The 12,860-nt window shown below is 71.6% G+C and carries 14 protein-coding genes; 11 read left to right on the top strand and 3 right to left on the bottom strand.

Going from position 1 to position 12,860, the window contains the following annotated elements; translation table 11 throughout:
- The first annotated feature begins 12 nt into the window (after window positions 1–12).
- Window positions 13–156, top strand: coding sequence for a YjbQ family protein (locus VFZ39_RS11615; RefSeq protein ID WP_330865915.1), 144 nt, complete (start codon window positions 13–15; stop codon window positions 154–156).
- A 5-nt stretch (window positions 157–161) separates the two neighbouring features.
- Window positions 162–722: an N-acetyltransferase gene (locus VFZ39_RS11610; RefSeq protein ID WP_330865914.1), complete on the top strand. Its 561-nt coding sequence runs from the start codon at window positions 162–164 to the stop codon at window positions 720–722.
- Between the two features lie 5 nt (window positions 723–727).
- Here the strand turns inward: VFZ39_RS11610 and VFZ39_RS11605 are convergent, their stop codons facing one another.
- Window positions 728–1,984 (bottom strand): ATP-binding protein, encoded by a 1,257-nt coding sequence (locus VFZ39_RS11605; protein ID WP_330865913.1) that lies wholly within the window; start codon window positions 1,982–1,984, stop codon window positions 728–730.
- Window positions 1,985–2,120: 136 nt separating this feature from the next.
- On the opposite strand from VFZ39_RS11605, the gene VFZ39_RS11600 reads away from it, so the two are divergent.
- The 9 genes from VFZ39_RS11600 to VFZ39_RS11560 all read left to right on the top strand — a co-directional run bounded on the left by VFZ39_RS11600 (window position 2,121) and on the right by VFZ39_RS11560 (window position 11,326).
- A complete protein-coding gene (locus tag VFZ39_RS11600; RefSeq protein WP_330865912.1) occupies window positions 2,121–2,492 on the top strand; it encodes a hypothetical protein in 372 nt (123 codons plus the stop codon).
- Between the two features lie 29 nt (window positions 2,493–2,521).
- Window positions 2,522–3,178: an SDR family oxidoreductase gene (locus VFZ39_RS11595; protein WP_330865911.1), complete on the top strand. Its 657-nt coding sequence runs from the start codon at window positions 2,522–2,524 to the stop codon at window positions 3,176–3,178.
- Window positions 3,178–3,633: an NUDIX hydrolase gene (locus VFZ39_RS11590; RefSeq protein ID WP_330865910.1), complete on the top strand. Its 456-nt coding sequence runs from the start codon at window positions 3,178–3,180 to the stop codon at window positions 3,631–3,633. The genes VFZ39_RS11595 and VFZ39_RS11590 overlap by 1 nt, the downstream gene beginning before the upstream one ends.
- Before the next feature lie 33 nt (window positions 3,634–3,666).
- On the top strand, window positions 3,667–5,583 hold the full coding sequence (gene dxs / locus VFZ39_RS11585) for a 1-deoxy-D-xylulose-5-phosphate synthase (protein ID WP_330865909.1): 1,917 nt from the start codon (window positions 3,667–3,669) through the stop codon (window positions 5,581–5,583).
- Between the two features lie 16 nt (window positions 5,584–5,599).
- Window positions 5,600–7,096: an amino acid permease gene (locus VFZ39_RS11580; protein ID WP_330865908.1), complete on the top strand. Its 1,497-nt coding sequence runs from the start codon at window positions 5,600–5,602 to the stop codon at window positions 7,094–7,096.
- Complete coding sequence (locus VFZ39_RS11575; protein ID WP_330865907.1) at window positions 7,093–8,034, top strand: PAC2 family protein; 942 nt, start codon at window positions 7,093–7,095, stop codon at window positions 8,032–8,034. Before VFZ39_RS11580 ends, VFZ39_RS11575 begins: the two co-directional genes overlap by 4 nt.
- Window positions 8,031–8,888: an acyl-CoA thioesterase II gene (locus tag VFZ39_RS11570; RefSeq protein ID WP_330865906.1), complete on the top strand. Its 858-nt coding sequence runs from the start codon at window positions 8,031–8,033 to the stop codon at window positions 8,886–8,888. Before VFZ39_RS11575 ends, VFZ39_RS11570 begins: the two co-directional genes overlap by 4 nt.
- Before the next feature lie 110 nt (window positions 8,889–8,998).
- A complete protein-coding gene (locus VFZ39_RS11565; protein ID WP_330865905.1) occupies window positions 8,999–10,270 on the top strand; it encodes a peptidoglycan DD-metalloendopeptidase family protein in 1,272 nt (423 codons plus the stop codon).
- Window positions 10,271–10,336: 66 nt separating this feature from the next.
- A complete protein-coding gene (locus tag VFZ39_RS11560) occupies window positions 10,337–11,326 on the top strand; it encodes an NAD-dependent epimerase/dehydratase family protein (RefSeq protein WP_330865904.1) in 990 nt (329 codons plus the stop codon).
- On the opposite strand, the gene VFZ39_RS11555 is transcribed toward VFZ39_RS11560, so the two are convergent.
- Together VFZ39_RS11555 and VFZ39_RS11550 are read right to left on the bottom strand one after the other, a co-directional pair.
- Window positions 11,323–12,171, bottom strand: coding sequence for a MaoC family dehydratase (locus VFZ39_RS11555; RefSeq protein ID WP_330865903.1), 849 nt, complete (start codon window positions 12,169–12,171; stop codon window positions 11,323–11,325). The genes VFZ39_RS11560 and VFZ39_RS11555 overlap by 4 nt on opposite strands.
- Window positions 12,171–12,860 (bottom strand): SDR family oxidoreductase (locus tag VFZ39_RS11550; RefSeq protein WP_330865902.1); only part of this gene is annotated, 690 nt, incomplete at its 5' end. The genes VFZ39_RS11550 and VFZ39_RS11555, both read right to left, overlap by 1 nt.

The following is a 12,860-nucleotide window of genomic DNA, read 5'->3' as shown; positions in this document are numbered from 1 at the left end:
CGCAGTCACGTGATGCCCGCCCTCGTCGCGCCGTACGCCTCCGTGCCGGTGCTGGAGGGCCGGCTCGCGCTCGGGACCTGGCAGAGCGTCTGCCTGGTCGACCTCAACGTCGACAATGTCGAGCGCGAGGTGCGGTTCTCGTTCCTCCGGGGTTGAGTGTCGTGGACATCAGGGACGCCGGCCCGGACGACCATGCAGCCGTCGCCTCCGTGGTCAGGGACGCTTTCGCCGACGACGGCTCGGTCGCGAGCCTGGTCGCCGACCTCCGGGCAGCCGGGGCGATCGAGGTGGAGCGGGTTGCGGTCGACGGCGACGTCGTGATCGGCCACGTCGCCCTCGAGCGTGGGTGGGTCGACGCCGAGGAGGCGCTGGTCGACGTGCTCGTCCTCAGCCCGCTCAGCGTGGTGTCAGCCCGCCAGGCCAGCGGGATCGGGGGCCGGCTGATCGAGGCCGCGCTCGATGCCGCGGGCGAGCGCGGAGAACCCTACGTCTTCCTCGAGGGCTCGCCGGACTACTACTCACGCCGGGGCTTCGAGCCGGCCGCCCCGCGCGGGTTCCTGCGTCCTTCGGAACGCATCCCCGCACCCGCCTTCCAGGTCGCGGTGCTCGACGACCGCGGCGTGACCGGCCGGCTCGTCTACCCGGACCCCTTCTGGCGTCACGATGCCGTGGGCCTGCGAGGAGACGTGCTCGCCGCGGTGCGGGAGCGGTACGGCGAGTGACCCCCTCAGCAGAAGAACCGGCCGATGAAGACGCTGCGCCCCGAGGGGAGCCGCTCGACGTCGACCCGGAGATCGACCACGACCTCGGAGCCGTCCCGGCGTCGGGCCGGCACCGTCACGCGCCTGCCGATCAGCGGGCGTCGCCCCTTGACGAGATGCAGGGTGAAGCCGGCGATGTGCGCCTGGTGGAACCGCTCCGGGATGATCGACATCAGCCGTTGACCGACCAGCTCCCCGGGCTCGTCGAACCCCAGCAGGTCGACGGCCGCGCGGCTGATCGCGAGGATCCGGTTCGCGTCGTCGGCGGCCAGGACCGCCTCGGCCGAGTCGCGCACCTCGCTCGTATCCCAGTCGACCTCGGGGTGGTCGGGACTGCGGCGCGGCGGGGTGAAGTAGGACGACCAGGCCACCGACGGCTCCCCGGCCGCCTGTGATCCGACCTGGTCGCAGATCCAGCGACGCATCGCCTGGATCTCCGGCTGCGTCGGGGGCCACATCAGCTCACCCTGTTCGGCGAGGCGCAACGCCTCGTCGAGCATGACGTCGAGGGCGGCGAAGTTCGGGACCGACGTGCGCGGCACCAGCAGCTGCACGTTGGGTGCCGAGATGCCGGGGCCGGTGGCGCGTGACATGACCGTGGACGGGACCAGCCCGACGTCGGGGGCGGGCACCTGCTGCGCCAGCAGCCCGAGGGCATCGCTGGCACTCGCATGCTCCTCGATCGCGCTGAGGTCGGCGTCGAGCCGGACCAGCAGCAGCTCACGCAACAGGTTCGCCGCGTGCTCCTGCCACGCATGGTGCATCAGCAGCGGCATGTGGACGAGGTCGACGACCACGACGGAGGCGTCGTTCGCGTCGTCGCCCTCGGCCAGGTCCCACACCTGCTCGCCGTCGCCGAGCTCGAACCAGACGACCTTGCCCTGTCCGTCGGGATAGGCGCCCCACCGGGACGTGAGCTCCTCGACCAGGTGCAGCCCGCGGCCGGTGGCCGCCGCGTCCCCGAACTCGCGCCGCGTCGGCATCCGCTGGCTGCCGTCGCTGAGCTCGACCCGGAGCCCGTGCGGCGCCAGCAGGATCCGCAGCGACATGGGGGTTCCGGCGTGGACCAGCGCGTTCGTGACGATCTCGCTCATGGCGAGCTGTGCCGGATCGAGGTCGTCCTCACGCTCGTGGCCGGCAAGAGCGCGTCGGAGCAGGGCACGGGCGCGCCCGGCGCTCGTGGCCTCGGGCGCCAGCTCCTCGGCCACGACCTCTCTCGTCACCACTGCACTATGACTCCGACCTGCGTTGCTCACCACCATGCGACACCCCCATGCGATACCCCCATAGAGGACACGGACGCCACCGCGATGTATGACGCGGTTCCCTGTCGAACACATGTTCGACTAGCATGAGCTGATGACGCGCCCGCTTGCCCCGCCCGGATGGCCGCCCCAGGTCCGCCCGCCCGATGCTCCTGACTGGGAGCGCACGGCGGCGGCCTGGCTGCTCGACCTGTGCCCGCCTGACTACCGACGCTACGACGGACTGCGGCGACACGTCGTGGTGCTGGCGCGGTTCGCGGTGCTGCACGTGGAGGCCAACCAGGCGGCCTGCCGGCGCGGGCTGAGCGAGGCTCGCGCCGACCTCGGACAGGTCGCCGACCTGGCGGTGGTCGACGCCGCCCTGCAGACGTTCCAGCTCGAGGAGGCGAGGCTGCTCGCCGTACGACGGGCGGTCGGACTGGTCGAGGAGGCGTTGCGCGGCCGCCGCTACGTCGCCCGACTCTGAGAGGCGCCGTCCCTAGTAGCGTCGAGGCCATGAGCAGACCTGTGGTCGTCATCATCGGCGCCGGGCCCGGGGTCAGCGGGTCGTTGGCGCGACGCTACGCCGACGACGGCCACGACGTGGGACTGGTCGGCATCCATGAGGAGCAGCTCGCCACGCTGGTGACCGACCTCGGGGCGCGGGGCGCGACCGCGATGCCCGCGGTCGCCGACATCACCGACGACGCGGCGGCGCGGGCTGCCGTGACCGGTCTGGGCGAGTCGTTCGGCCGGATCGACGTGCTCCATTTCAACCCGAGCGCGTTCCGCGAGGAGGATCCGTTGACGCTGAGCGTCGACCACCTGCTCGCCGACGTCCGGCTGGGCGTGGGTGCGCTCCTCACCGCGCTCCAGGCGGCTCGCCCGTTCATGACCGAGGGCGGTCGGGTCACCGCCACCGGCAGCATGGCCGCCGACCGGCCCTGGCACCGGGCCGCGTCGCTCGGGGTGCAGAAAGCGGGGCTCCGCAACCTGGTGCAGAGCATCGACGCCACCCTCGAGCCAGACGGCATCCGCGCCGTGTCGGTCACCGTCCGCGGCACGCTGTCCGACGAGGGAGCGTTCACGCCCGACCGGGTCGCGGCGGCGCTCCATGCCGCCGCGAGACAGGACCCCGGCCAGTGGCGTACCGAGATCCCGTACACCGGCTGATGACCCGTTTCTCCGGGGTGGTGCTGGTCGACGGGCAGGGGCGGCTGCTGTTGCAGGAGCGCGACGAGCACGCGCCGATCGACCCGGACAAGTGGGGCTTCTGCGGCGGTCACCTCGAGCCGGGGGAGGACTTCCTCGTCGGCGCCCACCGCGAGCTCGAGGAGGAGACCGGTCTCCGACCGGCCGACCTCGGCATCACGCTCGAGCTCGTGGGCGAGTACACCGTGTTCCATGCCCACACCGGGACCGACGACGTGATGCGGCTGTTCGCGGCCCAGTGCGATCTCACCGACGCCGACGTGGACTGCCGCGAGGGACGGCGGATCGTCTTCGTCGACGTCGAGCGGGCCCGAGCCCTCGACCTCACTGCCGCGGCGAAGGCCGCGCTCCCGTCCTTCCTGGCGTCCGAGCGGTACGCCGCGTGGTCCGCCGGCGAGGGCGGGCCGTGCATATGAGCTGGGCGCGGCTCGTCTGTAGGCTGGGCTGCCATGGGCTTGCTGGACCAGATCACGACGCCGCGCGACCTGCGCGACCTCACGCCCGTCGAGCTCGAGACCCTCGCAGCGGAGGTCCGTGACTTCCTGGTCCAGGCCTGCTCGCGCACCGGCGGGCACCTCGGGCCCAACCTCGGCGTGGTCGAGCTGACGATGGCGATCCATCGCGTGTTCGACAGCCCGACCGACCGGATCGTCTTCGACACCGGCCACCAGACCTACGTGCACAAGCTGCTGACGGGCCGCCAGGCGGGCTTCGACAAGCTCCGCCAGGAGGGGGGCCTCAGCGGCTACCCGAGCCAGGCCGAGTCCGAGCACGACATCGTCGAGAACTCCCACGCGTCGACCGCGCTGTCCTACGCCGACGGGCTGGCCAAGGCCTACACCGTGCGAGGCGAGGACCGGCACGTGGTCGCCGTGATCGGCGACGGGGCGCTGACCGGCGGGATGGCCTGGGAGGCCCTCAACAACATCGCGATCGCCAAGCGGAGCCGGCTGGTGATCGTCGTCAACGACAACGAGCGCTCCTACACCCCGACCGTCGGGGGTCTCGCGACGGCACTCGCCTCGCTGCGTACGAACCCTCGCTACGAGCAGGTGCTCGACCAGGTGAAGCGGCGGTTGACCGCCGTCCGGGGCGTGGGGCCGGCGGCGTACGACGTCCTCCACGCCATGAAGAAGGGCATGAAGGACGCACTCGCCCCGCAGGGGTTGTTCGAGGATCTCGGGCTGAAGTACGTCGGGCCGGTCGACGGCCACGACCTCGCCGCCGTCGAGAAGGCGCTGACGCAGGCCAAGCGCTTCAACGGCCCGGTCATCGTGCACGCCCTCACCCGCAAGGGCTTCGGGTACGACGCCGCCGAGCAGCACGAGGCCGACCAGTTCCACTCGCCCCGGCCCTTCGACGTCGAGACCGGCGAGGAGCACCCGACCGGTGGGATCTGGACCGACGTCTTCGCCGAGGAGATGGTGCGGATCGGCGAGCGCCGCCCCGACGTCGTGGCGCTGACGGCCGCGATGATGCATCCGGTCGGGCTCCACCACTTCGAGGCACGGTTCCCCGAGCGCACGTTCGACGTCGGCATCGCCGAGCAGCACGCCGCCACAAGCGCCGCGGGCCTCGCGATGGGTGGCCTCCATCCGGTCGTCGCCGTCTACGCGACGTTCCTCAACCGTGCCTTCGACCAGGTGCTGATGGACTGCGCCCTCCACCGGTGCGGCGTCACGTTCGTGCTCGACCGCGCCGGTGTCACCGGCGACGACGGGGCCAGTCACAACGGCATGTGGGACATGTCGGTGCTCCAGGTCGTGCCCGGTCTGCGACTGGCCGCGCCACGCGACGCGGCGCGGCTCCGCGAGGAGCTCGGGGAGGCGCTCGAGGTGTCTGACGCGCCGACCGTGGTCCGGTTCCCCAAGGGACCGCCGCCGGACGACATCGACGCGATCGACCGCGTCGGCGGCGTCGACGTCCTGCTGCGCGACGGCGCGCGTGACGTGCTCATCGTCGGAGTCGGCGCGATGGCGACCACCGCGGTCGAGGTCGGGCAGCGCCTGGTGGCCCAGGGGATCGGTGTCACGGTCGTCGACCCGCGGTGGGTCAAGCCGGTCGACCGGGCGCTCGTGGACCTGGCCCGTGACCACGGACTGGTCGTCCACCTCGAGGACAACGGTGTGGTGGGCGGCTGCGGAGCGACGCTGCTCCAGACCCTCAACCAGGCCGGCGTCACGACGCCGGTCCGGCTGCACGGGATCCCGCAGGAGTTCCTCGGCCACGCCAAGCGCGCGGTGATCCTCGAGCGGATCGGTCTCGACGCCCAGACCCTCGCCCGCGGCATCGTGGAGGAGGTCACCGGGCTCGCCGAGCCGGTGGTGGACACCCGGACGGCTGGGTCGCCTGCCAACCGCACTTGATCGTAGGTTGGCTGCTATGAACCTGTTCCGCACCAAGTCCGTCGAGCAGTCCATCGCCGAGACCGACGAGCCGGAGCACCGGCTCAAGAAGACCCTCGGCGCCCTCGACCTGGTGGTCTTCGGAGTCGGCGTCATCATCGGCGCCGGGATCTTCGTGCTGACCGGCACCGTCGCGGCGTCGAACTCGGGGCCTGCGATCGCCATCTCCTTCGCGATCGCGGGTCTGGCTTGTGGCCTGGCGGCGCTGTGCTACGCCGAGTTCGCGTCCACGGTGCCGGTGGCCGGCAGCGCCTATACGTTCAGCTACGCCACGTTCGGAGAGCTGATCGCCTGGATCATCGGGTGGGACCTGGTGCTGGAGTTCACGATCGGGTCGGCCGCGCTCTCGACGAGCTTCTCCAGCTACTTGCAGGAGCTGCTCGACGGTACGCCGTTCGAGATCCCCGCCTCGTTGAGCTCGGCCGAGGACGGGCTGTTCAACCTACCGGCGGTGCTGGTCGCCCTGGCCGTGATGACGGTGCTGATCGTCGGCATCAAGTTCTCCAGCCGGCTCAACCAGGTCGTGGTGGCGATCAAGCTGGCCGTGGTGCTCCTGGTCATCGTGGCCGGGATCGGCTACATCGACCGCGACAACTACTCGCCGTTCGTGCCGCCGTCGGAGGCCGCGCCCGAGGGGGCCGGCGGGTTCATGGACGTGACGCTGCTGTCCAGCATCTTCGGCCTCGAGCCGAGCGTCTACGGGATCGCCGGCGTGGTGGCGGGCGCCGCCATCGTGTTCTTCGCGTTCATCGGCTTCGACATCGTGGCCACGACCGCCGAGGAGACGCACAACCCCCAGCGCGACGTCCCGCGCGGCATCCTCGGTTCGCTGGCCATCGTCACCGTGCTCTACATGGCGGTCAGCCTGGTGATCACCGGGATGCAGGACTTCCGCGACATCGACCCCGACGACGCGGCTCCACTCTCGACCGCCTTCACGGTCAACGGGCTGGACTGGATGGGCGACGTGATCGCGGTGGGCGCCTGCATCGGGCTGATCGTGGTGGCGATGATCCTGATGCTCGGCCAGACGCGGGTCGGCTTCGCCATGGCTCGTGACGGGCTGCTGCCGCTCCCGTTGGCCAAGGTGCATCCCCGGTTCGGGACGCCCTACATCTTCACGATCATCACCGGCGTCGCGGTGGCCGCGATCGCGGGCTTCGTGCCGCTGTCGACGCTCGCGGAGCTGGTCAACATCGGGACCCTGTTCGCATTCGTCCTGGTCAGCGCCGGCGTCGTGGTGCTGCGGCGGACGCGCGCCGACCTGCCGCGCGGCTTCCGGGTCCCGGCCGCACCGCTGGTGGCAGGCGTCGCGGTGCTGATGTGCCTCTACCTGATGCTGAACCTCAGCGGTGGCACGTGGGTGCGGTTCCTGGTCTGGATGGGAATCGGACTGATCGTCTACTTCGCCTACGGCATGCGCAACAGTCGACTCGGCCGTCGCGAGTCGACGGTCGAGGAGACCGCCAGGTGAGGGAGCCGCTGGTCCACATCGTCGACGACGTCCCGGAGCTCGCGGGCGTCGACCGGCTGCCGATGGTGGCAGCGCTCGACGGTTTCCTCGACGCGGGCAGTGCCGCCGCGCGGGCTGCCCAGCACCTGGTCGACCTCGCCGGGGCCCGGGTGGTCGCGACGTTCGACGTCGACCAGTTCCACGACTACCGCGCCCGCCGGCCCCCGATGTCCTTCGTGCGCGACCACTACGAGGCGTACGACCCGCCGCGCCTGGTCGTGCGGCTGGTCCGCGACACCGGCGGCACGCCGTACCTGCTGCTTCACGGCCCCGAGCCGGACAACCGCTGGGAGGGATTCGCGGAGGCGGTGCGGAGCGTCGTCGAGCGGTTCGACGTCAGCCGGGTGGTGTCCATGGGGTCGGTGCCGATGGCGGTGCCGCACACACGCCCGATCGCCATCACCCCGCACGCCAACAACCCCGAGCTCCTCAGCGGCGAGAGCCGGTGGCGCGGGGAGCTCCGGATCCCGTCGTCGGCCCAGGCGCTGGTGGAGGTGCGGCTCGGCGAGTGGGGGCACGACGCGATGGGGTTCGTCGCCCACGTGCCCCATTACCTCGCGCAGCTCGAGTACCCCGCTGCCTCGATCGCGCTGCTCGAGCAGGTCGAGCGCGCGGCCTGGCTGACCATCGACCTGTCGGGTCTCCGTGCCGAGGCCGAGGACCGGGAGGCCGAGGTCGCGCGCTACCTCGCCGCCAACGAGGAGGTCGGTGACGTCGTGATCGCCCTCGAGCAGCAGTACGACGCGTTCGAGCGCGCCGAGAGCTCCGGCTCCAGCCTGCTGGCTGCGGACCAGCCGCTGCCCACCGGAGACGAGATCGGGCAGCAGTTCGAGCAGTTCCTCGCCGGTCTCGACGGCCCCGACGTGGACCAGCCGGACGACCCGGGTGACGCCCGGTGACGGTCTCGGCGAAGTCCCTCGTCGAGCTGCTGGACCTGGAGCGGATCGACACCACCCTGTTCCGCGGTCGACAACCCGACACCGACCGGCAGCGGGTCTTCGGCGGCCAGGTCGCCGCCCAAGCGCTCGTGGCGGCCACCCGCACGGTCGACGCCGAGTTCGGCGTGCACTCGCTGCACTCCCACTTCCTCCTGCCCGGTGACACCGCGGTGCCGATCGTGTACGACGTGGAGCAACTGCGGGACGGTCGCTCCTTCGCGACCCGGCGGGTCGTGGCCCGCCAGCACGGGCGCCCGATCTACTTCCAGTCCGCGAGCTACCAGCGCGCGGAGGAGGGGTACGAGCACCAGGACCGGATGCCCGAGGTGCCCGCCCCCGAGCAGGGCCTCGACATGGCCGACCTGCTGCGCAGCAGCGGCAACAAGGAGTCCGACGCGCTCGCCAAGGAGTGGGCCTCGCTCGAGGCCCGCTACGTGGGCCACTCCCGCTACAACCTGCCCGACGACGGCGAGCACCCGGCCCGCGCCCGGATGTGGATCCGGGTCGGGGACGGACTCGGCGACGATCCGCAGATCCACCTCGCGGCCTTCACCTACGCCAGTGACATCGGTCTGCTCGGGGCGACCCTCGCAGCGCACGACGTCACGCCGGACCGGGTTCAGATGGCGTCGCTAGACCACACGCTGTGGTTCCACCGCCCGTTCCGGGCCGACGACTGGTGGCTCTACGACATGCAGTCGCCGGCCGCCCAGGGCGCCCGCGGACTCGCGTGGGCCCGCGTCTTCACCCCCGAGGGCCGGCTGGTGGCGAGCGCCGCGCAGGAGGGGCTGATCCGCCCTCGGCGCGACCGCTGAGCCGTCCACGCGAGGATTTGTCAATCACAACGATGTAGTTTCCGGACAGCCTCGCGGAACCGCCCTACGGTGGTCGCGCCCTGTGACGCCTGATCCCCCGTGAGGTTGTCGTGACTGCTGTTACTCGCGTGTTCCTGCCCTCCTTGGCAGCGGGCACGCTGCTCCTGACCGCGCTGGCGGTCGCGCCGGCGGTCGCCGGCGAGCACGAGCGCAAGTACCCGCAGGAACACCTCCTCCGAGACGCTCGCGCTGGGGCGTCGCCGCAGACGGCCTTCCAGATGCCCTTCCCGTGCGGCCAGGCCTGGACCGGGACCACGCGCAGCACGCACAGCCCGAGCAGCTGGGCGATCGACTGGAACCGGACGGACGACGCCGGTGACCCGGTCGTGGCGGCCGCGCCCGGCACTGTGGTGCGCGCCGAGCCCAAGGGGACGAGCGGCTACGGGCACTACGTGATGGTCGAGCACGCCGACGACGAGCGGACGATCTACGCGCACCTCGACCAGTTGACGGTCTCCGTCGGCCAGACCGTGGACCAGGCCGCGCAGCTCGGGACGGTGGGCAACACCGGCAACTCCTTCGGCTCCCACCTCCACTTCGAGGAGCGGCGCGGGAACACCGTGCTCCCGCCGTACTTCGCGGGCACGGCCTTCACCTTCGGCTCCACTCTCGTCTCGCAGAACTGTGTCGACGTCCCGCTGGCGGGCGACTTCGCCGACGGGCCGGAAGCCGAGGTCGTGGTGTTCCGCCGCACCCAGCGGGGGCGGTTCGTCGTCCAGCGGGTGGGCCAGGCACCGCTGGAGATCGGGTTCGGCAACGGGACGGACCAGCCGTTCCTCGGGGACTGGGACGGCGACGGCAAGGCGAACCCGGGCGTGCGCGTCCCGGCGTACTCGCGGTTCCGGCTCAAGACGCCGGCCGGGGTCACTCGGTTCGCACTGGGCCGACCACGCGACCTCCCGATCGCCGGCGACTGGGACGGGGACGGCCGCTGGGAGGTCGGCCTGCGCAAGGCCGCGACCGGGCGCTTCGTCCAGCGTGCCGCCGACGGCACCAGGTCCCGGGTCGCGCTCGGTGACCTCGACGACCTGCCCGTCACCGGTGACTGGGACGGGGACGGTCGCACTGACCTCGGGGTGTACGACCAGGCGACAGCGACGTTCACGTTGCGGATCGTCGACGCGGACGGGCTGGCCTGGACCGCCCAGGTGCCGTTCGGCGTCCCTGGCGACCTGCCGGTCACTGGTGACTGGGACGGCAACGGTCGCACCGACGTCGGTGTCTGGAACCCGACCACCGCCACGTTCTCCCAACGACGCGCGGCCAAGCCGACCGCCGCCCGGGCCACCGAGACCCGGCTGGTGTTCGGGAACCCGCGCTGACCTCTCCGGTTCTGCCGCTGGCGAACGCGCTTCCCCGGCGGGCCACGGGCGGCGAGCATGGCCGCCATGAAGGTGCTGGTGCTGGGAGGAACACACCATGTCGGCCGGGCGGCCGTCGAGACCGCGCTCGAGCGCGGCCACGACGTGGTCACGCTCAACCGCGGTGTCAGCGGTGTGACCTCGCCGGAGGTGGATGCGAGGCACGCCGACCGGCTCGACCCCGACGCCGTGGCGAGGGTGCTCGGCGACGACGAGTTCGACCTGGTGGTCGACACCTGGTCGCACGCCCCGGTCGCGGTTCGTGACAGCGCCCGGCTGCTGTCCGGCCGGGCGGGCTACTACGGCTACGTCTCGAGCCGCTCGGTGTACCAGTGGCCGCCCCCGCTCGGCCTGGACGAGAGCGCGCCGGTCGTGGCCGCCGACCCGGCCGGGACGGATCCCGACGACTACGCCGCGGCCAAGCGTGGCGGCGAGCTGGCGGTGCAGCAGGAGTTCGACGGTCCGGCGGGCTTCCTGCGTGCGGGGCTGATCCTCGGCCCGTACGAGAACGTCGGGCGGCTGCCGTTCTGGCTCACGCGGATCGCCCGTGGCGGCCGGGTGCCGGCGCCCGGTCCGCACGGCCGGCCGTTGCAGCTGATCGACGCCCGCGACCTCGCTGCGTGGGTGCTCGACCACCGTCCGACCGGAGAGCTCAACACCGTGAGCGTCCCGGGCCACACCACGATCGGTGAGGTGCTCGAGGAGTGCGTCCGCGTCACCGGGGCCGACGCCGAGCTCGTGTGGCTCACGCCGGAGGTGATCGAGGTTTCGGGAGTGCAGCCGTGGACCGAGCTGCCGATCTGGACCCCGCCCACCGGCGAGCTGGCGGCCCTTCACGACTGCGACGTCTCGGCTGCGTACGCCGCCGGGCTGGTCTGCCGGCCGGCGATCGAGACCGTGGCCGACACCTGGGCCTGGCTCGAGCGTGAAGGGGTACCCGACCCTGCCACGACGCGCGCGGGGACCGGGATGGACGAGGCCGTCGAGCAGCGACTCTGGGATGCCGCCGGACGCTAGGCGCCGACGGCGCGGCCGACGAGGTGAGGGGCCCCGTCCTTCGGTCGCGTGAGCGCGAAGGCCTGTCCGTCCGCGATGCGCTCGTGGCCGAACCCGACCGTGCCCGGCAGCGGGACCGGCTTCTTGAAGGCGACCTCGACCGTCACCTGGTCCGGGAGCCGGTTCTCCAGGGCGGCCACGCAGCGGGCCAGGCTCCACATCCCGTGCGCGATCTGCCGCGGGAAGCCGAACGCCTTGGCCGTCAGCGGGTAGAGGTGGATCGGGTTGTGGTCGCCCGAGACCGCGGCGTACCGCCTGCCGATGTCACCGGCGAGCCGCCACTCCACCGTGGCTGTCGGCGTGTGCTCGAAGGTCATGCCGCCGGTGGCCCGGTCGTCACCGCGACCGAGCCGGAGGTAGGTCGAGGTGGACTCCCACACCGGCTCGCCGTCGACCTGGGCCTCGGCCAGGAAGTCGACCACCGTGCCCTTCGCGTGCGGCCGGGTCGCCGAGGCGCGGACCTCGATGCCCAGCGGCTCGCCCGGGTAGAGCGGACGGTGGCTCGTGATCGAGTTCTCGAGGTGGAGCGTCCCGACGGGCGCGAACGGGAAGCCGGGGTCCGTCATCAGCTGCATGTGCAACGGGAAGGCCAGCACGTGCGGGTAGGGGAGGGGCACTGTGTCGCGCGGGTCGAAGCCGCAGACGAGCGCGTACGCCGCTGCGTGATGCCGGTCCAGCGGGGCCGCCTCGCGCACCCGGGCCCCGAGCGTGCTCGGGTCGGAGCCGGGGCGCTTCCGGATCCCAGGGAGCTGGTTGACCACCGGGATCGATGGCAGGGCCGCCTTGAGCATGGTCGGGACCGGCATCAGGCCCCCAGCATCATCTGGCCGCAGACCCGGACGACGTTGCCGTTGACGGCGGTCGATCGCGGGTCGGCGAACCACGCGATCGCCTCGGCGACGTCCACCGGCAGTCCACCCTGCGCCATGGCGTTCAGTCGTTGACCGACCTCGCGCGGGGCGAAGGGCATCTTCGCCGTCATCTGGGTGATGATGAAGCCAGGTGCGACGGCGTTGATCGTGATGCCGTCCGAGAGATCGTCCCGCAGCGACTCGACCAGGCCGATCATGCCGGCCTTGGAGGTCGCGTAGTTCGTCTGGCCGGCATTGCCGGCGATGCCGGAGAACGACGAGACGCCGACGATGCGGCCGTTCTCGCGGACCAGCCCTTCGTCGAGCAGGTGCCGGGTGATCCGCTCCGGCGCGATCAGGTTGACGTTCAGCACCGATCGCCACCGCTCGTCGTCCATGTTGGCGAGCTTCTTGTCGCGGGTGATGCCGGCGTTGTGGACGACGACGTCGACGCCGCCGTGGTTCTCGGAGAGGTGCCGCGCGATCCGCTGCGGTGCGTCCTTGGCGGTGATGTCGAGGCTCAGGTGCTCGCCGTCGAGCTCGCGCATCAGGGCCTGCAGCTCGCTGGCGGCCTGGGGCACGTCGAGGCCGACCACGGTGGCGCCGTCGCGGTGCAGCACCCTGGCGATCTGCTCGCCGATGCC

Origin of the sequence: Nocardioides sp., assembly GCF_036374615.1 — a bacterium.
Classification (GTDB): domain Bacteria; phylum Actinomycetota; class Actinomycetes; order Propionibacteriales; family Nocardioidaceae; genus Nocardioides.
This window is presented reverse-complemented; position numbering and strand designations above follow the sequence as displayed.